Annotated in this window: 21 protein-coding genes and 1 pseudogene; 4 read left to right on the top strand and 18 right to left on the bottom strand. The window is 57.7% G+C overall.

Features of this window, described 5'->3' with window-relative positions:
• Positions 1 to 537 precede the first annotated feature (537 nt).
• Positions 538 to 2,202, top strand: coding sequence for a Stf0 family sulfotransferase (locus FNZ07_RS18165; RefSeq protein ID WP_091010681.1), 1,665 nt, complete (start codon positions 538 to 540; stop codon positions 2,200 to 2,202).
• 314 nt (positions 2,203 to 2,516) lie between these two features.
• Here FNZ07_RS18165 and FNZ07_RS18160 read toward each other — a convergent pair whose 3' ends face one another.
• On the bottom strand, positions 2,517 to 3,608 hold the full coding sequence (locus tag FNZ07_RS18160) for an acyltransferase family protein (RefSeq protein ID WP_091010679.1): 1,092 nt from the start codon (positions 3,606 to 3,608) through the stop codon (positions 2,517 to 2,519).
• Positions 3,609 to 5,291: 1,683 nt separating this feature from the next.
• On the opposite strand from FNZ07_RS18160, the gene FNZ07_RS18155 reads away from it, so the two are divergent.
• The gene (locus FNZ07_RS18155) at positions 5,292 to 6,329 is read left to right on the top strand and encodes an acyltransferase family protein (protein WP_091010676.1); all 1,038 of its coding nucleotides are present in this window, start codon (positions 5,292 to 5,294) and stop codon (positions 6,327 to 6,329) included.
• 209 nt (positions 6,330 to 6,538) lie between these two features.
• Here FNZ07_RS18155 and FNZ07_RS18150 read toward each other — a convergent pair whose 3' ends face one another.
• The 7 genes and pseudogenes from FNZ07_RS18150 to rfbB form a co-directional block, all read right to left on the bottom strand.
• Positions 6,539 to 7,240: an ABC transporter ATP-binding protein gene (locus tag FNZ07_RS18150; RefSeq protein WP_091010674.1), complete on the bottom strand. Its 702-nt coding sequence runs from the start codon at positions 7,238 to 7,240 to the stop codon at positions 6,539 to 6,541.
• Between the two features lie 12 nt (positions 7,241 to 7,252).
• Complete coding sequence (locus FNZ07_RS18145) at positions 7,253 to 8,041, bottom strand: ABC transporter permease (RefSeq protein ID WP_091010672.1); 789 nt, start codon at positions 8,039 to 8,041, stop codon at positions 7,253 to 7,255.
• 398 nt (positions 8,042 to 8,439) lie between these two features.
• Positions 8,440 to 8,964: an NUDIX hydrolase gene (locus FNZ07_RS18140; protein ID WP_245811427.1), complete on the bottom strand. Its 525-nt coding sequence runs from the start codon at positions 8,962 to 8,964 to the stop codon at positions 8,440 to 8,442.
• Between the two features lie 122 nt (positions 8,965 to 9,086).
• Positions 9,087 to 9,982, bottom strand: a pseudogene (gene rfbD, locus FNZ07_RS18135) (dTDP-4-dehydrorhamnose reductase).
• Positions 9,983 to 9,995: 13 nt separating this feature from the next.
• The gene (rfbC, locus tag FNZ07_RS18130) at positions 9,996 to 10,547 is read right to left on the bottom strand and encodes a dTDP-4-dehydrorhamnose 3,5-epimerase (protein ID WP_091010668.1); all 552 of its coding nucleotides are present in this window, start codon (positions 10,545 to 10,547) and stop codon (positions 9,996 to 9,998) included.
• Positions 10,544 to 11,425 carry a glucose-1-phosphate thymidylyltransferase RfbA gene (gene rfbA, locus FNZ07_RS18125; RefSeq protein ID WP_091010666.1) on the bottom strand — a complete coding sequence of 294 codons (882 nt, stop codon included), beginning with the start codon at positions 11,423 to 11,425 and terminating at the stop codon, positions 10,544 to 10,546. Before rfbA ends, rfbC begins: the two co-directional genes overlap by 4 nt.
• Before the next feature lie 10 nt (positions 11,426 to 11,435).
• Positions 11,436 to 12,497 carry a dTDP-glucose 4,6-dehydratase gene (rfbB, locus tag FNZ07_RS18120; RefSeq protein ID WP_091010664.1) on the bottom strand — a complete coding sequence of 354 codons (1,062 nt, stop codon included), beginning with the start codon at positions 12,495 to 12,497 and terminating at the stop codon, positions 11,436 to 11,438.
• 385 nt (positions 12,498 to 12,882) lie between these two features.
• Between rfbB and FNZ07_RS18115 the strand changes: the two genes are divergently transcribed.
• Complete coding sequence (locus tag FNZ07_RS18115) at positions 12,883 to 13,761, top strand: symmetrical bis(5'-nucleosyl)-tetraphosphatase (protein WP_144269477.1); 879 nt, start codon at positions 12,883 to 12,885, stop codon at positions 13,759 to 13,761.
• Positions 13,762 to 13,793: 32 nt separating this feature from the next.
• Here the strand turns inward: FNZ07_RS18115 and FNZ07_RS18110 are convergent, their stop codons facing one another.
• The 10 genes from FNZ07_RS18110 to FNZ07_RS18065 all read right to left on the bottom strand — a co-directional run bounded on the left by FNZ07_RS18110 (position 13,794) and on the right by FNZ07_RS18065 (position 22,286).
• The gene (locus FNZ07_RS18110; RefSeq protein WP_091010659.1) at positions 13,794 to 14,711 is read right to left on the bottom strand and encodes an NAD-dependent epimerase/dehydratase family protein; all 918 of its coding nucleotides are present in this window, start codon (positions 14,709 to 14,711) and stop codon (positions 13,794 to 13,796) included.
• 83 nt (positions 14,712 to 14,794) lie between these two features.
• Complete coding sequence (locus FNZ07_RS18105; protein WP_091010932.1) at positions 14,795 to 15,607, bottom strand: 2OG-Fe(II) oxygenase; 813 nt, start codon at positions 15,605 to 15,607, stop codon at positions 14,795 to 14,797.
• 79 nt (positions 15,608 to 15,686) lie between these two features.
• A complete protein-coding gene (locus tag FNZ07_RS18100) occupies positions 15,687 to 16,457 on the bottom strand; it encodes a lysophospholipid acyltransferase family protein (RefSeq protein ID WP_091010657.1) in 771 nt (256 codons plus the stop codon).
• Between the two features lie 50 nt (positions 16,458 to 16,507).
• Complete coding sequence (locus FNZ07_RS18095) at positions 16,508 to 17,785, bottom strand: dihydroorotase (protein WP_091010654.1); 1,278 nt, start codon at positions 17,783 to 17,785, stop codon at positions 16,508 to 16,510.
• Between the two features lie 56 nt (positions 17,786 to 17,841).
• The gene (locus FNZ07_RS18090; RefSeq protein ID WP_091010652.1) at positions 17,842 to 18,861 is read right to left on the bottom strand and encodes an aspartate carbamoyltransferase catalytic subunit; all 1,020 of its coding nucleotides are present in this window, start codon (positions 18,859 to 18,861) and stop codon (positions 17,842 to 17,844) included.
• Between the two features lie 27 nt (positions 18,862 to 18,888).
• The gene (gene pyrR, locus FNZ07_RS18085; protein ID WP_091010651.1) at positions 18,889 to 19,425 is read right to left on the bottom strand and encodes a bifunctional pyr operon transcriptional regulator/uracil phosphoribosyltransferase PyrR; all 537 of its coding nucleotides are present in this window, start codon (positions 19,423 to 19,425) and stop codon (positions 18,889 to 18,891) included.
• Positions 19,412 to 19,852, bottom strand: a complete 441-nt coding sequence (gene ruvX / locus FNZ07_RS18080; RefSeq protein ID WP_091010648.1) for a Holliday junction resolvase RuvX — start codon at positions 19,850 to 19,852, stop codon at positions 19,412 to 19,414. Before ruvX ends, pyrR begins: the two co-directional genes overlap by 14 nt.
• Complete coding sequence (locus FNZ07_RS18075; protein ID WP_091010646.1) at positions 19,849 to 20,427, bottom strand: YqgE/AlgH family protein; 579 nt, start codon at positions 20,425 to 20,427, stop codon at positions 19,849 to 19,851. Before FNZ07_RS18075 ends, ruvX begins: the two co-directional genes overlap by 4 nt.
• Before the next feature lie 207 nt (positions 20,428 to 20,634).
• Positions 20,635 to 22,071, bottom strand: a complete 1,437-nt coding sequence (locus FNZ07_RS18070; RefSeq protein ID WP_091010644.1) for a hypothetical protein — start codon at positions 22,069 to 22,071, stop codon at positions 20,635 to 20,637.
• 44 nt (positions 22,072 to 22,115) lie between these two features.
• Complete coding sequence (locus FNZ07_RS18065) at positions 22,116 to 22,286, bottom strand: rubredoxin (protein WP_091010641.1); 171 nt, start codon at positions 22,284 to 22,286, stop codon at positions 22,116 to 22,118.
• Between the two features lie 215 nt (positions 22,287 to 22,501).
• On the opposite strand from FNZ07_RS18065, the gene FNZ07_RS18060 reads away from it, so the two are divergent.
• Complete coding sequence (locus tag FNZ07_RS18060) at positions 22,502 to 23,362, top strand: hydroxymethylpyrimidine/phosphomethylpyrimidine kinase (RefSeq protein WP_091010640.1); 861 nt, start codon at positions 22,502 to 22,504, stop codon at positions 23,360 to 23,362.
• Positions 23,363 to 23,364 lie beyond the last annotated feature (2 nt).

Below are 23,364 nucleotides of genomic sequence, written 5' to 3'. Positions count from 1 at the left end.
CCGATAGAGAATAGACAACTGGACCGTTCGCCATCTGAATGCAGCAGTGCCGGACCTACTTGCTGATTGACCGGCGAACGGCCAGGTTACGTTTTCATTAATCGTATCCATTCAACGACCTCAGAGGAAGCTTTAGGAAAGCCATGACACACCTCTCGTCGACTTCCTGCCGAAATCGTATGCAGTGGCGGCAAACATGTCATGGCGCTCGATTAGCGTAGTGGACTGCTCCTTCGTAACGAGCTGAAATGTTACGACACGAGGACAAGCACGGCTCCAGCTCATCGATCAAGTACGATTGATGAGGGGTGTTTTTGCCCCCGATCTGCGATCGTGCCCCGCGCATCTGATCAGGTTCTTACTGCATTTTGTAGGTCGGACTCCGGATGAGGCATACTTCGCGAAGATACTCAAGACGCAATCGATGACACGTCCACTTTGGCGGTTCCAGCTAAAAGCTGGGATCGCATCCGGACCCTGAGGCCTCTGCTAATTGCAGATCGATTTTTGTTAAATTGAAGCTCATCTTTAAGCGAAATGGAAAATCAAATATCGAAGCTTCCTCCATATGCGAGTGATACCTTTTTAACTCAATATGGTGAAAAAGTTGGGGATTATTTCTTTTCCCCTCTTCGAAAATATACATTTACTGAGCAAGGGATCAAGCGCTGGTACGCTCCACACCTGGCCAGCCGCCCTCAAGACGGAACCGGATTTGCGGCTACTAGCTTCGGGAGCGCGCTTACTACCTACGAGCTTGTCCCAATCCCACCTCATCGAACAGTGCTGGTTTCTCACGCGTTTGAAACAATGGCTGCTCGGGTTCTCATTTCATCGCCTGGCACTTACTTCGTAGCAATCTCGTTTACCCCCACGACATTTGAAGGGGAATACGTCGTCACGGTCTGTGCAAATGGGAAACGACTCTGGGAGGAGAGTATATCGGAACCTGCAGCGAACCCTAGATACTCAGCGTTCCTGAGATTAAGCACTGCAGGTTTTATTGATTTTTCGATAAACACTAAAAAGGAAAATCAAACCGTCTCATGTCGAAGCTTTATTCAATATACGATTATTAGATGTAATGAAGCGACTGGAAATCCGGAACTTAGATACGATGATCACGCCTCCGGTTTCGACGAACGTGAGATCATTGATTTTTACTCGAACACTACTTTTGTGCCTCGTGAAATTTCGCCACCTGAGGTCGAAGTAACCGAAAGAGTCGCCTTGTTCGAAAAGGAATGGACTCTGCCAATCGAATATATAAAATCGCAATTCCGGCGCTCCCCCAAGGAATTAATCGAGTTTATTTTAAAGAACGAGAAAAATGCATCTTTAAAATATTGCATTTTCATGATCCCACGCTCGGGATCTACGTTGCTTACCGAAATTCTGGCTGGCACGGGTAAGCTAGGGTTTCCTGGAGAGCATTTTGTCCCAGATGTGTTGAGAACTTTTTCTCTTGCATTCTCGGATATTTCCTCTTCATATGAAGATTTCCTCATGTCCAGATTACATTCGGAGAATGGGGCATTTGGAGTTGAAATTGAATCAGAGCGCTTTCAGGAGGAACCCGAGTTTTTCGCTTCCGTCAAAAACTGGCGACATATATATATCTGGAGGAATGATATCCTCGCTCAAGCAATCTCTTATCAAATATCGATAGAGACCGGCGTTTGGCACAATTTCTCCAATTCGCGACATGACGAGACGTTTCACTACATATCCAGGGATTCCATTTTAGATAAAATCAATTTTCTTTTGAATGCGGAGAAATTCTTTCTTGATTTTTTCAACAAGAACGGACTCTCTCCATACAAAATATCGTACGAAGAATTAATCTCCGATCCTATTCATCACGGGCGGAGCATTGCTGAATATATAGGAATTTCAGGCTCAAGCCTGGACGGTGCTGATCAAAGTAAATTTGTGCTTCAACCTACCGCGAAGGCACGCAATTTATACTATAAAGCTCTTGCAATCGTTGGTGGGGGCGAATTATGGGGCTACGATATTCACGAGGCAAACGGTCAGTATATGGCTGTCCTCCACGGAGTGGATCTTTCATTGTTGGACATCACAACTCAACGTGCCCCCATATTGTTCGTGTCAAACGACAGAAAGGAGTTGTGCGATAGGGTGAGTCGTTATGTGACGCAGCAGATGTCATCCTTACCTCCTCTTATCGACGGGGCGTAATCAGGCTTGACTCTGCGTCAATTGCGCGCCCTGAGATGCGCACTCGCTCGGCACGGTCGGTCTAGAACCTCGACACTCGAGGACTAGCCGACTATTCAGATGGATGCGCAAGCGCATGATAAGTGGGTGTACCGCGTCAATCATTGATGAGGGGGCCAGCGCGATGCACGGAAAATCCGGCCGCCGTTGGCTTTTCTCGCCCTAGACACGCTCTTCGCACGTACGACGGCGATGTTACTGTCGTGCACAAACGGCGCTCCCGCAAGATCGCGCTGGTAAATTCTCCTCCGGCTCCCTGTCGCGTTAGCAGAAACTCATTTGGCACTATAGAGTACCTGTTTCTTCGAGCGACCTAGACCAACCACAACGAGAAACCATTTACGTGACGGAAGCTCCACCCACAGATAAACCAAACGGGACAACAGCAGGCTACAAATCAAGAAAATCAATATTTTCAACGACGGATGAGATTCCATTCCAAATTTATGGAATACCGCGGCCATGACACCCAGAAGCAACGCGTGCGTCATATACAGTGAAAAGGACGCTTCTCCGATCTTCTCTATCAGGCCATGACTCAAAATGGTCCGCTTCCCCTTCAAATCATCTGTCGCACCTCCAATGATAATTGCCAGAAATGCGGGGGTGCACAAATCAATCATCACAATGGCGTTACGCACTTCGTTATGGTAAACATAGAAGAAGATTGGAACAAACAACATCAATTTTGTACCAGTGTTTGGTGAAAACTCAAACCCTCTTTGAATAAAGATAGCCGCAACAATCCCATAAATGAAGGTTGGCATGTATGCAATGGGATGATATTGCATAAAATCCAGCACCTGCGGGAACTGAAAGCTACTCGCAACAACACCAATCGTCAAATGCAGGAAATATAGCGCTTGCCCGATTCTGATTAAATTCTCTTCTTTTATACGATTCAGCCTCGATATAAACCATGGAGCCAATAGATAAAAGAAAAACTCTGCACTTAACGACCACGAAACTCCGTTCCATGACTGCCTTATCTCGGGGTGCCCCGGCACAAAATCATGAATCAGGAAAAATTGAGTAACCGTGCCGACTCGGGTCCCTATATAGCCCCCTAATGCATGGCCAAATATTGCAAAGAACGCGAGTGAAACCAACAAGGTAACGAGATGCAGCGGGTAGATTCGTGCAATGCGGTATAAAATAAATTCTCGATAGGATCTATCGGGAGAAAATGCCCACGTCAATACGAAACCCGATAATATAAAGAAATACGTGACCCCAAGCCAGCCGACGTTGCCGATGGGCACTAGTGCACCACCCCAAGTCAAGCAACCGTGGTGAACGGCAACTAACAGAGCTGCAACTCCGCGCCCTCCAGTCAGTGAGGGCAAATTTTTATAACCTCTACTCATATAAATCTTCGCCAGCAGTCATTTTCGCTCACTTAATATTGGCTATTAGCCTTCCAGCGGAACATCAATTTTCCATTCGAACTATCTGCGGCTCTTCACCACAGCGCTCTTTTCAACAGGCTCTAGATAGTCTTTTGCACACCTTCAATCCCATTTTCAATCTCACACAACATATATAACATCAAGACTGGCTCCGGTCTTTGCTATTCCCTATGACTGTTAGGCAACGGTAATGTCTGAGCATCGACGAGCATGTTGTCCCAGCTGGCGAGCGAATTGTAGTCCGGACGAAACGTACAGCTCGGCACCTATCAGCTTACTGTGCTTCGTACTAGCCATGCCTTCCTGCGGCAGAACCTATTGGTGCGGCCCAGCAGGCGAAGCCCGTGTGATGGAATGTAGCGCACCAAGACAGCCAACTATGCGATCGCCCATCAAACACGGCGTGTCTGCGCGACAAGATATCGACTCTCGCTGCCGGTGTTGATGTTGATGATGGCCACAATAAACCAGTATCGCCAGCGAACCAGACAGCGTTCCGCGCATGGCACAAATGTGAAATTGGACAAGCGCTCATTATAGGGCTGGTACCGCTTAGATCGAAAGTCCTCTATCACCGCAACAATCCTACACCGGTTGCGCGCAACCGCTGTCCATCACCCGGCAGTTATGCGCGATCTCCATACTTGAGTCATCCACGTCGAGAAGGTCGCGACACTACGACAATTCCGTGTTTAGCGTTCGTACATATTGAGCGTCGCGGTTCCCACCACTGGCCACGACACTTGCGCAAAAGGACTCCCGGGGACCGGCCGCCAGGGCGCCAGCGCTCTTGTTTAGGGTGTAGCCCACCATGTCAGCGACGGCTACAACGTACATGAACGATCCCTACATTGAGATCGAAGCAGTCTCGTAAGATACGCCCCCTGCAAGGGGTTACCGGCGACGGGCCCAAGTGCGCCGCTTATCGAATCGACGGCGTAGGTATTGATTCCACCTTGGACCAGATCGAAGGTCCCAGCGTGTACGAGTGTCCCAGCAGCGTTGACCTCGATGCTGGTGTACCCGATACCTTTTCCGATAGTCTCGATTGGGGTGAATGCGCCCGTTGTCTGATCGATCGACCAGGCGGAGATACCGTCATTGCCGGAACCTGGATAGCCGATGGTAATGCTACTCGCCGCATAGACGGTCCTGCCTATGGGGGTTAGCCGTGGTCGCACTAGCAGAGCCTGCTGCAAGCGCACTTATCCGGGGCATTAAGGATCCGGTCGCCGCATTGACTGCGTACCTGTAGATGTTTCCAACCGAAGCGGCTACGTAGATGAATTTCCGGTTGATTGAATTTGTCTGATTAATTTCACCGTTACACACGACGAGATCGAGAGAAAAACTGCGGCAACCGCGACACAGCCCGCGTGCGGCTATTTTTTTGCTGATGCAACACCACTTCCAGCGCACCGATAGGGATTGCAAAAAGATAACCCCAGATTACGTACACTCAAACGCAACATGAGGCGCGCCCACGGAGAACCAAGGCTTCACAGCACGCTGGTTCGTCGTGTGGCGACTGCTCGGCAAATAGCACAGCGCGCATGAGATGAGGGTTCGCGTGGAACACGTTTCGTGCTACGGTTCGGCAGAGAGATCTACATCTCAGAAGACGCATGAAATTTTACGAGGATGCAATTGATACCCCCAAATAAACCCAACTCACAGTGGACTGTCCTCGCTGGACTACGCTTTGTATTAGCCTTGTGCGTCGTTATAACGCATTCTGGTATCGTGGCCCCCGGATATTTCTTGTGGAGGCATGTAGGGAATACCGGATACCCCGCAGTATTCGGATTCTTCATGATCAGTGGATACAGCATCGCCGCGAGCCTTATATCGAAACCCAGCGGCTATTTCTGGCGCCGAGTGCGACGCATATATCCGACTTACATCGTTGCGCTTTTATTTTCAACAATTGTCCTGCTGCCACACCCGCTGCACCTTCCTCTGGGTCAAGTGATAGTACTAAGCAACTGGCAAACAATTCTCAGCAACGTCTTTATGATGCAGGGGACGCTCACTCAGTCGGTAAGCGGTGACGGCGCTGTCTGGTCGCTCTCTGTCGAATGGTGGTGCTACATGCTCGCCATAGTACTAATTCGATACAGCGTCAAATGGACATCCGTTCTGATCGGATTGTCTTTCGCCGCTTTGATGATCTATATGAGATCAAAGGGCTATTTGGTCGGTGATTCACATATGCCGCTTGGCTTGGATTTCCTCCTCCTTGCATGGGCATGGATGACGGGATTTTCATTTTACAGAGCGCCGACGAAAATCAATTTCGCGCTCATGCTGATTCTGCCAGTAATAATGTTTGATATGGGTGATCATCTGCCACTCGCATCGGTCACAGTTGCAGCTACAGCTGCGCTTGTTTATCTATCGAATGAAATTCACATCAAGAACGATAAAATAAATAAATGTATAAAATGGCTCGGTGATATGTCATATCCCTTGTACCTGCTACATCCGCCTCTTCTCTACTGGTTGTCTTCGGAAGCATCGATTCGAAATGGGAATGTTTTGATCATTTGCATCGTTTTAATTGTATCGATTTCTTATTATATTGGATCAACTCTAATGAATAAGATAGAGCCACAATTGAGGCATCTCATTTCGGGCAGCAGATCAGAAGTCTCTTCGAGCAGGACAGGTACCGTATGAGTATCCTGAAATTAATTGAATGTGACAGGTCTTAAGAATTGTATGGGCGGCCGGGGGATAAGGTTCAACCCGGTTTAGATATCCGCCGCACAGGTGATGCGGCGGACTCACATAGCAAGCAATGGCAGCGGCTAAAATCAATCAGACGATTCACCAAGCGTAATCTGCAAAACATGAGTGCATTCGCCGCAACCAAGGCAACACCAGCATCACTCAACCGCAGCAATCCTTCCATGCGCCATCGTGACGCGCCGAGTCGCAAGACGATCCGCCAACCCAGAGTCATGCGTCGCAATCACGAGGATTCCAGCATCGCTAATGAACTGCTCAAGACGTTGCTCCGCCTTGTGCTTAAAGTGTTCATCACCGACGCTCATCCACTCATCCATCAGCAAGACTTCGGGCTTGATGATCGTAGAAATCGAAAACGCCAGACGCAGCGTCATCCCGGACGAATACGTGCGCACCGGCACATTCAGAAAATCGCCAAGCTCGCTAAACTCCGCAATCTCGTCCGCTAGCGCTGCAATCTGCTTAGCCTTGAGACCAAGGAAGAGTCCGCGCAGATACATGTTTTCGTAGCCGGTGGACTCGAGATCCATACCCAGCATCGAATCCAGCAAACTGGTCACGCGGCCCTGCACGCGAACGGAACCTTCATCAGGGTGGTACACCCCTGCTAGCACACGCAGCAAGGTCGTTTTGCCCGCCCCGTTATCGCCAAGCAACGCTATCCGATCGCCCTCGGCAATCTCCAGATTGATATCGTGCAGCGCCTCTACGACGGTGTGCCCAGACTTGCCAACAAATTGACCGCCCGTCGCGGCCGCCATCACCGCACGCTTGAACGATCGCTGCTTCGCATCGTAAATGGGAAACCGTACGGTCACGTTCTCAAGAGAAATATGCATTCGAACGCTCCGTCAAAGCCAATATGTAACGCGATGCCGGAGCTTGCCGAGCATATACAGCGCCACCGCAATTCCAACCACTGCCATCCCCGCGGCGCGAAGCCAGATTGCAGGCGCCGGCATCATGCCAAGCAACGGCTCCCGCAAGAGTTCCAGAAGATAGAAGAACGGATTGAGGTGAATCAGGTGTTGCCGCGCGGGGGAGAGCTGTTCCGCCCTCCAGATAATCGGTGTGACGAAGAACATAACCTGCACCAGGTTACCGATCACCGGTTGCATGTCGCGGTACCGCGTACAAAAGATACTGGTGATGACGCCGATCCAGAAGATATTGGCCAGCACAAGAAGTACCGCGAATGGCAGAACCAGCAGGTTCGCATTCAGATGGACCGGCAAAATTGCCCAGACCACGACAAAGACGAGAATATTGTGCGCAAGGATGATCGAGTGTCGACACATCACCCGAAGCACGAACATGGAAAGCGGCAGCTTCATTTGCCGCAGATAATTCGTCGAATTCGAGAACGCCTCTCCGAAGTCGCTGATCTGCCCAGCAATGAAACCCCAAAAGATCAACCCAAGCGCAAGGTGGGGAATGAAGACCGCAGCGCTATATCCGAACAGCGCTCCGTACAACGGCCCCATAGCGCCGATCATGACGCCCATGCTAATGGTCAGCCAGAACGGCCCCAGCATCGAGCGGCGATAGCGCTGGCGAATGTCCTGCATGCCAAGGGCGAGCCACAGTTCGCGGCTACGGATACCATCACGGACGTCATTTAACGCGATCAAATACTTCACACTCGAGAACTCGAAAGATCAGCCTGCCAGGCTGTGTTGTTCAACTTTGAATGGAGCAAACAGAGCATGGCGTGTGCCACGCATTGACGTGCCGCCCGCCCTGACCTGCTGCAGTTGGCGACTGCGCTCCTTCGCTTGTCGTTCGTTGCTGCGGGCGCAGCAAGCCCGCTACTGCTACTTCTACGAACTGACCCAAAGGTTTGAAGCGGAGGCATTCTGAAAGAAAAGGCATCCCAAATTTATCGCCCGGGGAGTATCCCGCACATATATGGCATTGTCAACGCGTCGGGGTTGACCCGGACCGGGACGTTCGTGTAGCTACTACGTAAAGTCTGCCAGCGCGAGCGCGAGCAAAATCAGCCCGTGCAATTGATGCTTCCGACCGGATGACCGCACAATCAAGACTTGCCAAAAAGACGCAGCTGCGCGTACTGCAACAACATGATCGTCTTGGCATCAACAATCTCACCGCTCTCGATCATCGTCAACGCATCGTCGATTGATAGTTCGATCACGGAAATATCTTCGCCCTCTTCCAGTAGTCCGCCACCCGCTGCAATCCTGTCCGCCGGCGTATACGGTGCAACGAAACAATGCACCGTGTGGGTCATACAACCCGGCACCATCAACGCCTCGAACACCTTCTTCGCCGAAGCCACACGATATCCGGCCTCCTCCATGATCTCCTCGCGCACACGCTCTTCCGGCGAAACACCGTCGAGAAAACCAGCTGCCGCTTCGAGCGTGAATCCACTCGCCCCTTGCAGGTACGCGGGCAAACGGAACTGCCGCACAAGCACAACGGTACGGCGCTCAACGTCATAGAGCAGCCCTGCGGCCCCATCGTCTATGTGGTAGATCTCATTGGTGAGCTGCTGCGTGCTGCCGTCGCTGCGATCGTATTCGAAAGTCAGCTTTTCCAACCGTCGTCGTTCACTCGACAATGTCTCTCGTGCTATCACACGAACACGCTCGCGACCCGGCATCTTCATACTCCTGCATCAGTTTTGAATAGGTGACGCGCCTTCGCGCACCTGCTCACGCGTCACCGCGTTGCCATGCAAAGGCGCAACGCGTCGCGCCAATCCGGCGCGCGAACTCCGAATACGTCGGCGAGCTTGTCGTTCGAAAGGCGGGAATTGGCCGGCCTTATGGCTGCCGTGGGATAGGAAGCGGCAGGAATCGGTTTGACTAGCGGTTTCGTCGCCAGATCGGACAGTTCGAAAATGGCCTGCGCGAACTGATGCCAACTTGTCTCGCCCGATGCTGTCAGGTGATAGATGCCCGAGTATGACGACCACCAGTTATCCCAATCCGCTGCACTTCCTCTTACCGCCTGTGCAAGCACGTTCGAAGTCAGCGCGGCAATGGTGTTAGCCCATGTCGGAGCACCATATTGATCGTCCACCACGCTCAACTCGCTACGCTGCGCGCCGAGGCGCAGCATGGTTAGCAGAAAGTTCTTGCCGCGCGTCCCATACACCCAACTGGTGCGAAAGATCAGATGCGCGCAGCCGGACTCGATGATCGCCTGTTCGCCCGCACGCTTGGTGCGTCCATAAACGTTCTGCGGATTTGCCTCGTCCTGTTCGACATAGGCCGTGGTCTTCGTTCCATCGAAAACGTAGTCAGTCGAATAATGCACAAGCGCGGCGCCCAGGCGCTTTGCTTCCTCAGCCAGCACGCGGGGGCATCGACATTAAGCTGCGTTGCCGACACCACGTCGGCCTCGGCTTTGTCGACTTCAGTGTACGCCGCGGGGTTCACGATCAGCGCCGGCTTGAGTGTCCGCACGGTGTCGCGAATCTGCGCTGTATCAGCAAGATTCAGGCTGTTGCGGCCAGTCACAACGACTTTCCCCAATCCCTGCAAACTACGGACCAGTTCAAAGCCAACCTGGCCCGTCGAGCCTGTGAGCAAGATAACCCGTTCCTCACGCATCGACGTCGTCTCTTCAAGCATAGTGTTCGGCTTCTGCAAGCGTCTTACCCGCTGCGTCTTTTGCCGCTAACACCGGCTCACCGTCGATGGGCCATTCGATACCTACCTGCGCGTCATTCCACACGAGGCAGCGCTCGTACTCCGGGAGCCAGTAGTCCGTCGTTTTATAGAGGAACTCCGCGCGCTCGGACAATACGAGGAACCCGTGCGCAAATCCTGCTGGAATCCACAGCTGTCGCTTGTTCTCGGCGCTTAGTCGCACACCGGTCCATTTGCCGAAGTTTGGCGAACTTGCCCTGATGTCGACCGCGACATCGAACACCTCGCCAGCCACCACTCGCACGAGCTTTCCTTGCGGTCGTTCAACCTGATAATGCAATCCTCGCAGTACGTTCTGTGTCGATAGCGAATGATTGTCTTGCACGAAGTCCACCTGTTCACCGACGCCTTCGGCAAACTCCCGCGCGTTGAAACTTTCGAAAAAGAAGCCACGCGCATCCCCAAAGACTTTGGGCTCGATGAGTTTGACTTCGGGTAGCGACGTTGGGGTAACAATGATCTTCATGCAATGGGTTCCGAAAGCAGCTTGATGAGATATTTGCCATAGCCATTCTTGGCAAGCGGTGCTGCGAGCCGCTCCACCTGCGCCGCGTCGATCCACCGGTGCCGGTACGCGATCTCTTCGGGACACGCCACCACCAACCCCTGCCGTTTCTGCAAGGTTGCAATGAACGTTGCAGCCTCGATCAACGAATCGTGCGTTCCGGTATCAAGCCACGCATAGCCGCGTCCCATCATCTCGACACGCAACTTGCCCGCACTCAGGTACCGTGAATTGACATCGGTAATCTCGAGCTCTCCGCGCGGAGAAGGTTTGATATCTGCTGCAATATCGCAGACATCGTTGTCGTAGAAGTAGAGCCCCGTCACCGCATAGTTCGAGCGCGGCCGCGCGGGTTTCTCTTCAATGGAAAGCGCACGGAATTGATCGTCGAACTCCACGACGCCGTAACGTTCGGGGTCGTTGACATGGTATGCAAAGACTGTCGCGCAGTCGTGCGTAGCACTGGCAGCTGCGAGCTGTCGCGCCAGATCATGGCCGTGAAAAATGTTGTCGCCGAGTATCAGCGCGGACGGATCGGCACCGATGAACTCGCGCCCAATGATGAATGCCTGTGCAAGCCCATCGGGAGAAGGCTGTACCGCATATTGCAGGTTCATCCCCCATTGCGCGCCATCGCCAAGCATCGCCTGGAAGCGCGGCGTGTCTTCAGGCGTGGAAATAACGAGTACGTCACGAATGCCCGCGAGCATCAGCGTCGACAGCGGATAGTAGATCATCGGCTTGTCGTACACCGGTAACAGCTGCTTCGAGACGACATGTGTAATCGGATAGAGCCGCGTGCCCGATCCACCCGCGAGAATAATGCCCTTACGTGCCATGACTTTGCCTTTACGCGCGCTGCGCGTAGTTCGTCTCGACCCATTTGCGGTAGTCGCCAGATACCACTTCGTCGACCCACTCCTGATTGTCGAGATACCACTGCACTGTCTTTTTCAGACCGGTCTCAAAGGTTTCAGCTGGCTTCCAGCCGAGTTCGCGTTCGAGCTTGCGGGCATCGATTGCATAACGGCGATCGTGGCCCGGGCGATCGGTCACATACGTGATCTGATCGCGATACGAGCCCGCAGCCTTCGGACGAAGCTCATCGAGCAGGTCGCACAGGGTGTGCACGACTTCAAGATTCTTCTTCTCGTTCCAGCCGCCCACGTTGTACGTCTCGCCCGATGCGCCGCGCGCAAGAACCTCGCGGATCGCGCTGCAGTGATCGCCGACATACAACCAGTCGCGCACATTCTGACCATCGCCATACACGGGTAGAGGTTTGCCGCCCAGCGCGTTGGCGATGATCAGTGGAATCAGTTTCTCCGGAAACTGGTAGGGACCGTAGTTGTTCGAACAGTTCGTCGTCAGTGTCGGCAAGCCGTACGTGTGATGGTATGCGCGAACCAGATGATCGGAACCCGCTTTAGTTGCGGAGTACGGACTATTCGGCGCATAGGACGTCGTTTCCGAGAATTGCGGGTCGGTGCTCGACAGCGAACCGAACACCTCATCGGTCGACACATGCAGGAAGCGAAATGCCGCCTTATCATCGTCGCCTAGCGTATTCCAGTATGCGCGCGTGGCTTCAAGCAGCGTAAATGTGCCGACCACGTTGGTCTGCACGAAATCGGCCGGACCGTGAATGGACCGATCGACATGACTTTCGGCCGCGAAGTGCAGCACTGCACGCGGCTTATGCTCGGCGAATAGCGCATCGAGTGCTGCCCGATCACAGATATCAGCTCGCACGAAGATGTGTCGCGCATCACCCTGCCGCGGCTTTAGCGTACTCAAATTACCGGCGTAAGTCAGTTTGTCGAGGTTGACGACAGGCTCGTCCGATGTATTCAACCAGTCGAGCACAAAATTGGCTCCGATAAAACCGGCGCCGCCCGTTACCAGGATCATGGAATTCCTTTCAAGATATCCGGGATAGATGCAGCCGGAGCATGTCGTTCGGTTGCCTGGAGTGCGTGCGCATCATTCGACTCCTGACCCCGCCATACGAAACTGTTCACAACAAACAAGCATTCAAGCGCTTAAGTATCGGGCTCAATTATAAATCTGTGTGGGGTAAAAAAAAGACCCGTAACAACTTGCGACAACTTGACAAAATTACCCTTTGCCCGGCGACGATGAGTAATAATGTGCGCGTTGCTAAACTTCGCAACGTCATTAGACGCAGCGCTCGTGCGCGGCACTGATATCGCAAACAGCCCTGGCATCTTGTCGGCGATAATAGCGTCGTCATACACGTCAATGTGTTACCTCACGACTATGCCTGTCGTCACTGATCCGCCCACATAATGACCGTCGTTACTTCGCCGTCCCCGTCCCCCTCGCCTTCGGCGACCTACAAGGTTGCCACACCCAGTTCCAGCAACTCCTCGCAAAAACCGCCCCCCCCGCCAACACACCACTATGGTTTGCCGGCGACCTCATCAACCGCGGCCCCGAATCGCTCGCGACATTGCGCGCCGTAATCGCGCTGGGCGACCGGGCAGTCACGGTGCTAGGTAACCACGATCTGCACCTGCTGTCGGTCTCAGCGGGCATTCGCAAATCGAAACGAGGCGACACGCTCGACGACATCCTCGCCGCCCCCGACGCCGCCGATCTGCTCGACTGGATCCGTCATCGTCCGATCGCGCACTTCGAGCACGGCATGCTGCTGGTCCACGCCGGCGTGCTGCCGCAGTGGGACGTGACGCTAACGCTAGAACTCGCCGACGATCTGCAACGCGCGCTGCGCGCACCGGACTGGAAGGAAACGCTCGCAGGTCTCTACGGCAACGAGCCGAACCGCTGGACGAAGCATCTGAAAGGCACCGAGCGTCTGCGCATTACCTGCAGCGCGCTCACCCGGCTGCGCTTTTGCGACAAGGACGGCGTGATGGATTTCTCATCGAGTGGCGGACTCGATGCCGCTCCGGAAGGCTACATGCCCTGGTTCGACGTCCCGTCGCGCAAGACGGCCGACATTACGATGGTATTCGGCCACTGGGCCGCGCTCGGCCTGACCCTGCGCGACAATCTGGTCGGCCTCGATTCGGGTTGCGTGTGGGGCAATCGGCTTTCGGCCGTGCAACTGGCAAGAGACCCCAGCAAACGCACGGTCACGCAGGTGGATTGTTCGGCCTGCCGCTCGGAATCCGACGCGTCTTCGAAGTAGACATAACCGGCTCGCGGTTGCCGCAACCGTCGCTACGTCTGATCGACCGAACGAACCATCCACCGGATCGTCTCGACAAAATCAACCGGTTGAACCTCGGGCACGAGCTTGCGCAACCGCGCCACCGAACCAACCAGCAACTTCACTTCGTTATCCCTGACGAAAGCCGGGTTGACGCGAATCTCCAGGTCGTGCCCTGAAGCTTCGCGGACCATGTCCACGACATCGTGCAGCGTACGAGCATGCTCACTGCAAACGTTGACAACTTCCCCCGCCACCGCCGATTCAAGCAGCGCCCGATAGGTTTGCGCCACCGTCCGCACGTCGGAAAAGTCGCGCGCCACATCCAGGTTGCCGAGCTCGATAAAAGGCCGACGCTGCACGAAATGCTCGACGATCTTCGGCACCAGAAAACGCGGTGCCTGCCCCCGCCCCGTGTAGTTGAACGGCCGCGTCACGACGATCGGCAGGCGTTCGAACCACGTCCGCACGAGATGCTCCATCGCCAGCTTGCTCGCCGCATAGTGATTAACGGGCGCGGGAACCACGCTCTCGTCGATCACGCCGCCGGCGTTGCCATACACATTCGCGCTGCTCGCAATCAGTATCTTGTCCGGCCGTACGCCAACGTCCACGCAAGCCTGCAAAAGATTCAACGTACCGAGCACGTTGACGTTGTACATCTCCAGCGCATCATCGTGTGCAACGAAGCTGATAGCGGCGAGATGGACGATATGCGTGGGCCGTACTTCGCCGATCACGCGTCTGCAGTCGTCGAGCGACGTAATGTCGAGCACGTACTCGTTCGGACCCGGTGTCTCGTTGCCGGCAAGTGTGCCCACCACTTCAAATCCCGCGCGCTGCAATTCGTCGCGCACATACGCGCCAGTGAAACCGCGCGCCCCGGTGATCAGTGCGCGCCGGGGCGTCAGTTCGGAAGAAAAAGTCACTCGCTACTCCTCTGGCCCATGTTCGCAATCGCCCTCGCTGTGGGTCGATCGCGCGATGATCGAATCCTCGCTGTCGCGCGAGGCTAGTCCTTCTTGTAGACGTGCGTAGCCTGTTTCACCCCTTTCGGAAACAACCGCCGCACCATGCCACGCGCGGCCGCGTCGGCCTGCAGCACGACATCCTTGACCGGTTCGTCGGGCCGCCCGCGAAACGAGGTCGGATGAAAGTATTCATCATCCCCGACCGGATGATCGGAGAAGTAGTAATTCGACACGCAGCAACGCTGCTGGTCGGTCAGATTCTTCGAAACGGAGTGCCACGAATGCTGGTTAGTGACCATCACGACGAGCCGGTTGAACTCGCTCACGATCGTCGTCGGTTCGGCCTTCGTACCGTTGGGCCACACCTCGAGATTGCCGCCGTTGCCGGCCTGCCAGTCGGGCGAAACGTAATAGAGCAGGTTCAGCACGCGGTAACGCGCGCGATCCTTGTCATGCGAGTTGTCCAGATGCGGGTTCAGAAAATGACCGTTGCCCATCATCGAGATGCCGCCCGCGTACAGATGCTCGTCGGGATACAGCGAGCGTAAGCCGCTGATCTGCTGCACGAGCTCGACGACCGCGGGCTCCTGGAACGCGAAGATGATTTCTTCGAGCAGCGGCGCGTGCTGGTTCATCTGCGCCGTGACGTACTTCAATTCACGCAGGCTCTTGCGAAGCATCATCTTCGATGCATCCGGAAAAGCACGGCGGATCTCGCTGGCCAGTTCGACGGGCAGCAGGTCGTCGACAACGAAGAAGTGGATGGGAGCCGCGCGAAGCCACTGCTCATGTGCCTCCGCTACGACAGGCGCGAGGCGTTGCGCGATCAGCGCGCCAATTTCAGTTCGGTTCATGAGGGCCGGTCCGCTGTTCATATCGCCGGTAGTTTACTCGAACGAACAAACGGCGTTGCCGCCGCTCAGCTAGCTTCAGCTAGCCGTGCTCGACTGGAAGCAGTGGCGTACTCTGCGCGCCGCGCATGGCTTCGAGCGCACCGCGCACCGCCGCCTCCGCCTGCCCCGCCAGCACCCGCCGGTCTTCACCCGCCGCCAGCGGCGCGCCTACATAAACATGCGCAGTCAACGGCCCTTCGCGCAGCAACGCATTCAACGAATCAGCCAGCGTCAGGTCGTCGATATACGCAGGCGCAGTCGACTGCCGCCCCTGCGCATCCTCATACATCAGACACAGCGGCTGCACCGGTGCCGACGCGAGTACCGCCGCCTGAAACATGTTCGCGTGAAACGGCAGCAACCCGAGGCCATCGGACGTCGTGCCTTCCGGAAACACGCACATCAATTCGCCTGAACTCAGTCGATCGGCCAGTTCATGCATGATCCGCTTTGCATCGCTGCGCTTCTCGCGCTGGATGAACACCGTGCCGAGCTGTTGCGCCAGCCACCCCACCACCGGCCATTGACGGATCTCCGCCTTCGACACGAACGGTGTCGGCCGCCACGCATTGATCACGTAGATATCGATCCACGACACATGATTCGCGACCACCAGTGCGCCATGATCGAGCCGCGCGCCGTCGTTGTGCACAACGAGCCGCAAGCCCGCGAGCCGCAGCATCTTCAGCGACCATGCACGGTTCAACTCGAGCCGTTCGTCCGCGGATGCGCGCGGAAAACGCGTCGCCACCACGAACATCCCGACCAGTAGATGTACAACGAGTCGTGCCTTGCGAAACGCGAGTTTCATGCTGTGACGTGTTCTCTATCTATCCATTGAAGCGCGGCGCCCGTGCAGCATCAACGCTGCTCGAACGCCACATGCCCGGCCACCACGGTAGCGCGCACGCGCGCCGACAGTTCGTAGCCGAGGAACGGTGTGTTGTGCCCCTGGCTCTTCAGCGCCCGCGGTTCGACGCGCCAGTGCGCGTCGCGATCGAACACGCACAGGTCCGCAGCCGCGCCGACACCGATGCGCCCTGCGGCAAGCTTCAGCACGTCCGCTGGCGCAGTTGTGATCCGGTTCAGTGCCTTCGCAAGCGGCACGTGCGCTTCGTTCGCCCACTTCACGGTCAGCGACAAAAACAGCTCGAGCCCGGTCGCCCCCGGTGTCGCTTCGGCGAACGGCAGCAATTTCTCGTCATCGTCGACGGGTGTGTGGTCGGAGCAGATCGCATCGATCGTGCCGTCCGCGAGTCCCGCGCGGATCGCCTCGCGATCGCGCTGTTGACGCAACGGCGGGTCGAGCCGGAACTGCGCATCGAAGTAGCCGATGTCGACGTCGATCAGATGCACGTGGTTGATGGTCACATCGCAGGTGACCGCCAGACCCTCGGCCTTCGCTTCGCGCACGAGCGCCACACCCGCGGCCGACGATACATGCGACAGATGCACACGCGCACCCGTCACGCGAACCAGTTCGAAAATCGTATGCAGCGCGATCGTCTCCGCGGAAACCGGTACGCCGGACAAACCGAGCCGTGACGCCAGCGCGCCGCTTGCCGCAACGCCACCCTGCGCGAGGTACGCATCCTGCGGCCGTAGCCACACGGTATAGCCGTATGTGGTCGCATACTGCAGCGCGCGCAGCAGCACCTGCGTATCGACCACCGGCACATCGGCCTGCGAGAAACCGATGCAGCCTGCTTCGGTCAGCTCGACCATCTCCGTGATGGTCTGCCCTTTCAAGCCAACAGTAAGCGCGCCGAGCGGATACACATGCGCCTGATTCAGGTTGCGCGCGCGAAACTTCAGCATTTCGACAAGGCCTGGCTCATCGAGCACCGGGTCGGTATCGGGTGGGCATGCCAGCGTCGTCACGCCACCCGCAAGCGCCGCGGCCATTTCGGATTCGAGCGTCGCCTTGTGTTCGAAGCCTGGTTCGCGCAGCCGCGCCGACAGGTCGACGAGCCCCGGCGAAATATGCAGCCCGCGCGCATCGATAGTTTTCGCTGCATGGAAATCCGCGGGCGCACTGCCGAGCCCGACGATCTTGCCCGCCGCAATGAATATGTCCTGCTGCTGTTCGGTGCCGGCCGCCGGATCGATCAGCGTGCCACCCTGAATATGAATCTTCATGCGCTGCCTTTATTCTGCATGGTCTGTCTGATCTGCCACTCGCCGTACATGGGCGTTTAGTCGTGATTGCTAGCAACGATCCCCATCACCGCCATCCGCACGGCAATACCGAACGTCACCTGATTCAGGATCACCGATTGCGGCCCGTCCGCCACCTGCGAGTCGATCTCGACGCCGCGATTCATCGGGCCTGGGTGCATCACGATCGCATCGGGCTTCGCAAGCGCGAGCCGTTCAGGCGTAAGCCCCCAGCTCTTGAAGTATTCCTGCGCCGACGGCAGCAACGCGCCGCTCATCCGCTCGTTCTGCAGACGCAGCATGATGATCACGTCGACGTCCTTCAACCCTTCGTCGAGATTGTGGAACACACGCACGCCCATCTGTTCGAGTCCGCCCGGCAGCAACGTGCGCGGGCCGATCGCGCGCACTTCGGGTACGCCGAGCGTAGTGAGCGCATGAATATCCGAACGCGCAACGCGCGAATGCAGGATGTCGCCGACAATCGCCACGCACAGATTCGTGAAATCGCGCTTGTAGTGGCGGATCGTGTACATGTCGAGCAGGCCCTGCGTCGGGTGCGCGTGGCGGCCGTCGCCGGCGTTAATCACGTGCACGTGGGGTGCGCAATGTTCGGCGATCAGATACGGCGCACCGCTCGATGCGTGGCGCACGACGAACATATCCGCATGCATCGCCGACAGGTTGTTGATCGTGTCGAGAAGCGACTCGCCCTTGCTCGTCGACGAAGCGTTGATGTTCAGGTTGATCACGTCTGCCGACAGACGCTTCGCGGCGATCTCGAAGGTCGTGCGCGTGCGTGTGGAGTTTTCGAAGAACAGGTTGAACACCGACTTGCCGCGCAATAGCGGCACTTTCTTCACTTCGCGGTCGGTGACGCTGACGAACTGCTCGGCGGTATCGAGAATGTGATTGACGATTGCCCGCGGCAATCCTTCGATAGTCAGCAGATGTTTGAGCTCGCCGTTCTTCGTGAGCTGCGGGTTGCCTTTCAGGAAGCCGTAGCGGAACGGTTCCGCGGCGTCGCTGCTGGTGGAACCCTGGGTAGCGGTGTTCATGGGTGTGCCTGGGGTATATCGGGTGAATCAGGAATCGACGCGTGCCTCGGTGTGGAACGTGAAGCGCGGCGCGTCGTCGGTGCCGCCTTCGCCGCGTGCGAGCACGAGCGTCGTATGCGCCGGCACGTCGACCACGCCGCCGACAAAACGCGCCGCCACCGGCAACTCGCGCCCGCCGCGATCGGCGAGCACCGCGAGTTCCACCGATGCCGGCCGCCCGTAGTCATACAGCTCATTCAGCGCGGCGCGGACCGTGCGCCCGGTGTACAGCACGTCGTCGACGAGCACGATGCGTCGCTTGTCGACTTCGAACGGCAATGAAGTCGGGCTCGCCTGCGTATGCAGCCCCTTCTTCGCGTAGTCGTCGCGATGCAGCGCCACGTTGACGACGCCGAACGACGCGACCTTCAGGTCGCGCGCAAGGCGCTGCGCGAGCCACGCACCGCCGCTATAGATACCGGCCAGCACGACCTCGCCCGTACCCGCGGCCAACGCTTCGCCATACGCGGCACGAATCTGTTCGAGCACGGCGCTGTAGAGCGCTTCGGCGTCAATGGAACTCATGATCTTCGGAAAGCCCGTCTAGATATTGCTGGAGGATGATGCGTGCGGCCTCGGCGTCGACCAGCTCGGTGCGCGCGGTGCCGGCGCGGATGGCGGCTTCTGCTTCAACCGATGAATAGCGCTCGTCGACCCACGTCACCGGCAGATTGAAGCGACCGTTCAACTGATTGCCGAAGCGTTTGGCCTGCTGGGTCATTGCGTGGGGAGTGCCATCCTGGTGCATCGGTAGGCCGACCACCAGTGCGTCCGGTTTCCACTCGCCGATCAGCTTGCCAACGGCCTCAAAGCGATACTCGCGATTGCGGTTTTGCAGCACTACGAGGGATTGCGCGTGACGGGTCAGCGAATTGCCAACCGCCACACCGATGCGTTTTTCGCCATAGTCGAACGCAAGCAGCGTTGCCTCGCGTCCAGCCGCACTGCTCATGCGTGACCTGCTTCGCCCGAGAGCATCGACAGCGAAATGCCGAGCAGCGCGAGCGCGGCTTCGAGACGTTCTTCGGCGGGGACGTCGAAAACGATTTTCGGATCGGCTTCCACCGAGAGCCAGCCGTTCTTCAGAATCTCTTCCTCGAGCTGGCCGGCGCCCCAACCCGCGTGGCCCAGCGTGAGTAGAAAGCGCTGCGGGCCGCTGCCGCTCGCCACCGCTTCGAGCACGTCCTTCGAGGTGGTCATTTCGAGGCCACCCGGCACCGACATCGACGACGTGTACGTGTTGCCTTCCGCGGGATCGTGCAGCACGAAGCCGCGCTCGGTTTGCACCGGGCCGCCGAAGTAAACGGGGACATGCAGCAGGGGTTCGATTTCGAGCTTGAGGTCGATGCGGTTGAAGAGCGCCTGCAGATCGATGTCGGTCGGCCGGTTGATGACGAGGCCGAGTGCACCACGCTCGCTGTGATCGCAAAGGTAGACCACCGTTCCTGAAAACGTGGGGTCCGCCATGTTCGGCATGGCGATCAGGAACTGGTTGGTCAGATTGATGCGATCGGTACTCTTGGACATAGTTCGGATTTTAGCAAAGACGATGCGGGATGGCGGGCCTTCGGCACCCGCCGACCGCACAGGCGGATGGGGTTTGCCGCGATCCGGGAAATGCGGATCATGTTGCAACACTCTATCACGCGCCCAGCCCCGGCCGGCGGCCCTGTATCGAGCCGCGCGAAGTATGCGCAACCGGACAATCGCAAGCGGTGGGCAGCCGCGGGCACGCTAGGTGCCGCCGCGCTCGATTGCGTGTGTGAGTACGGCGAGCGCGGCGCTGCCGTCGGTGGGCGCGATGCCGGCGGCGATCTTGTGCAGGATCGCGCGCAACGCTTCGGCGGCCTGCTCCAGTGCGGGGGCATCGGGTGCTTCAACGATGGGATGCGCTGGGCGCGCCGCTGCGGTTTCGCTCGCGCTCGCATGTGCGCGCCGCCGCCAGGCTACGCCGAGCGCATCGGCCAGCAGGCCAATGTGGCCAAGCCCGAGGGCCGCCGCGGCCGCACCGAGCCGGTAGGCGGCGTCGCCCGCCTGCAGTGCCGCACTGGGGTCTGCCCGGTCGGGTTGCAACGCGGCACGCGCATGATCCGATAGTGCGGCAATCGCTGCGTCCGCGGTTTGCAGGAAGTCTTCAAACGCATGGGCGTTGACCGTCAGCACGCCGAGTTCGCGGGTTGCACCGTCGCCGCGCAACGCGGTTGCATCGGCGGCAATCGTGCCGGCTTCCCACAGTGCTTCCGATGCCTGCGTGCCCGCGACGTGCCAGTCGGTCGTCAAGCCGTAGTCGCGCAGCAGCGTGACGTGGTCCGCATCCTCCGCCGCAGCGCCGAACAGCGCGTAATCGCGCCACAGCAAGGCGAGCGCCAGGCGCACCAGCGAGCGCGGCGCGAGCACGATGCCGCGTGCGTGATCGGCGAGCGCGAGATTGCAGCGTGCATGGAAACGTCGCAGGTCTGCGTCGCCCGATACATGGGCGCTCGTGCGCAGCGCATCCGCGCAGGCGGCCGCGAGGCGCCAGAAATCGTAGGGATCGGGACCGGCGAGTTCGGTCAGGCACGCGCCGAGCGTATCGAGTGCGGCGCGGGTATCGGTGGCTCCGGCTGCCTCGGCTGTTTGTACCGCGGCGCCGGCCGGCGCACGTAGCACCGGCAGCAATGCCTGCTCGTAACGGGCACGCAGATGCGCGAGCCGGTCGGCGGGTTGCGGGCTGAAGGTTGCCGGCGGAATGGGGCGCCCGGCGAGCGCGAGATCCTCGAACGCAGCATTTACGCCCGGGGTGCGCTGCGCGAGCAGCAGATCGAGCGCGCGGTAGTGCGCAAACAGCGCCGGCGAACAGGACAACTCGCGCAGATTGCGCCGCTCGACGGCGACGCGGAAATTGTCGAGTGCAGCCGCGAAAACGGCCCGTGCACGCTGGGTGTTCGTCGGTTCGACGTGCGCCGCCGCGAGCGGCGACACCAGCACGAGCGTGTCGGTAAACCGTTGTGCCGCCAACCACCCTGCTTCGCGCAAGATCCACGCGGCACGCAGCAGCGGTGCCGCGAACTCGTCACCCCGCGCGAACGCGTGCGCGGCGTCGGCCAATGCGGCCTCCGCCGTCCGCACCGCGCCGCCGCGCGGATTGGGTAGCGCTTCGAACGACGCGGGGGAAACGGCAGGAGGGATCATGGGCAGGCTGCAGGAACGCTGACGGGCCGCAGCGCGGCCCGGGATCAGATCTGGACCATCTCGAAGTCTTCCTTGCGGGCACCGCATTCGGGACAGGTCCAGTTGATTGGGACGTCTTCCCAGCGCGTGCCCGGCGCGATTCCTTCATCCGGCAATCCGGCTTCTTCATCGTAAATCCAGCCGCAAATCAGGCACATCCAGCTCTTATGGTCCATTCTTGTATCGCGTCGAAAAGCACGTTAATTCGGGAGCCATGATGGTACCGTGTTGCCGCCCCACTGCCTAGCAATCGGCCCTCGGTTCCTGACGGCGTGAAAAAATGCCCTGCCGGCAGAATAGGCCGCATAATTGAGCCGACTGCCGAGTCGTTGCGCGCGTGGCGCGCGGCGGCTTCCGCCCGACAATCCGCTCACTCCTGCCCCCGATTTTCATGCCCAGCGAGACCCCTCCGATCGTCCTCACCTTCGGCCTTTCCGACCCAACGGGTGGCTCCGGCGTACAGGCAGACCTGATGACACTCGCCAGCATGGGCTGTCACGGCGTCACGGTACTCACCGGCTATACGGTGCGCGACTCCGCGAACTGCGACGAAGTCACCGGGCTCGACCCCGACATCGTCGCGACGCAGGCCCGCATGCTGCTCGAAGACATGCCGATCGCGGCGTTCAAGGTCGGCGCGGCGACGCGCGCAGAAGTGGTCAGCGCAATCGCCGAAGTGGTTGCCGACTACGACGACATCCCACTGATCCTCGCACCCGACTTCACGCTCGACGACGAACACGTACTCGCCGCCGACGACCTGCGCGAGGCAATCGCCGATCTGCTCGCCCCGCAGACCACGCTGCTGGTCGCCGACCACGCAACACTGCTCGCGCTCGCGCAACCGGACGGCGATGCCGAAGCCCCGAGTCTCGACGCGGCGATCTCGCATCTGCTGTCACAAGGTTGCGAATACATCCTTTCGACACAGACCGGCACGCACCGGCTCGTCAATACGCTCTTCAGCGAAGACGGCCAGTTGCGCGAAGATATGTGGGATCGTGGGCCGCATCGCCTGATGGGGCTGACCGACACGCTCGGCTCGGCGATCGCGGCACTGCTCGCGAATGGCCAGGACCCTGCCGAAGCCGTGCGCGAAGCGCAAGAGTATCTATATCAGGCAACCCTGAATGCGTACCGTCCCGGTATGGGTGCGTATCTGCCGGATCGCTTTTTCTGGGCTCGCGCCAGCGAGGATGAAGCGCCGGTGGCGAGCGCGAAGGATGCGCCGCCTGGGGAAGCGCGGCACTAATC

This window comes from Paraburkholderia megapolitana (genome assembly GCF_007556815.1).
Lineage (GTDB): Bacteria > Pseudomonadota > Gammaproteobacteria > Burkholderiales > Burkholderiaceae > Paraburkholderia > Paraburkholderia megapolitana.
The sequence above is the reverse complement of the archived record's forward strand: the minus strand, read 5'-3'. Positions and strand labels throughout refer to the sequence as shown.

Excerpts from the sequence above, each read along its gene's own strand:
- FNZ07_RS18165 (WP_091010681.1), top strand. The coding sequence starts at position 538 with ATGGAAAATCAAATATCGAAGCTTCCTCCATATGCGAGTGATACCTTT.
- FNZ07_RS18160 (WP_091010679.1), bottom strand. The coding sequence starts at position 3,608 with ATGAGTAGAGGTTATAAAAATTTGCCCTCACTGACTGGAGGGCGCGGA.
- FNZ07_RS18155 (WP_091010676.1), top strand. The coding sequence starts at position 5,292 with ATGCAATTGATACCCCCAAATAAACCCAACTCACAGTGGACTGTCCTC.
- FNZ07_RS18150 (WP_091010674.1), bottom strand. The coding sequence starts at position 7,240 with ATGCATATTTCTCTTGAGAACGTGACCGTACGGTTTCCCATTTACGAT.
- rfbC (WP_091010668.1), bottom strand. The coding sequence starts at position 10,547 with ATGAAGATCATTGTTACCCCAACGTCGCTACCCGAAGTCAAACTCATC.
- rfbA (WP_091010666.1), bottom strand. The coding sequence starts at position 11,425 with ATGGCACGTAAGGGCATTATTCTCGCGGGTGGATCGGGCACGCGGCTC.
- rfbB (WP_091010664.1), bottom strand. The coding sequence starts at position 12,497 with ATGATCCTGGTAACGGGCGGCGCCGGTTTTATCGGAGCCAATTTTGTG.
- FNZ07_RS18105 (WP_091010932.1), bottom strand. The coding sequence starts at position 15,607 with ATGAACCGAACTGAAATTGGCGCGCTGATCGCGCAACGCCTCGCGCCT.
- FNZ07_RS18100 (WP_091010657.1), bottom strand. The coding sequence starts at position 16,457 with ATGAAACTCGCGTTTCGCAAGGCACGACTCGTTGTACATCTACTGGTC.
- FNZ07_RS18095 (WP_091010654.1), bottom strand. The coding sequence starts at position 17,785 with ATGAAGATTCATATTCAGGGTGGCACGCTGATCGATCCGGCGGCCGGC.
- FNZ07_RS18090 (WP_091010652.1), bottom strand. The coding sequence starts at position 18,861 with ATGAACACCGCTACCCAGGGTTCCACCAGCAGCGACGCCGCGGAACCG.
- pyrR (WP_091010651.1), bottom strand. The coding sequence starts at position 19,425 with ATGAGTTCCATTGACGCCGAAGCGCTCTACAGCGCCGTGCTCGAACAG.
- ruvX (WP_091010648.1), bottom strand. The coding sequence starts at position 19,852 with ATGAGCAGTGCGGCTGGACGCGAGGCAACGCTGCTTGCGTTCGACTAT.
- FNZ07_RS18075 (WP_091010646.1), bottom strand. The coding sequence starts at position 20,427 with ATGTCCAAGAGTACCGATCGCATCAATCTGACCAACCAGTTCCTGATC.
- FNZ07_RS18070 (WP_091010644.1), bottom strand. The coding sequence starts at position 22,071 with ATGATCCCTCCTGCCGTTTCCCCCGCGTCGTTCGAAGCGCTACCCAAT.
- FNZ07_RS18065 (WP_091010641.1), bottom strand. The coding sequence starts at position 22,286 with ATGGACCATAAGAGCTGGATGTGCCTGATTTGCGGCTGGATTTACGAT.
- FNZ07_RS18060 (WP_091010640.1), top strand. The coding sequence starts at position 22,502 with ATGCCCAGCGAGACCCCTCCGATCGTCCTCACCTTCGGCCTTTCCGAC.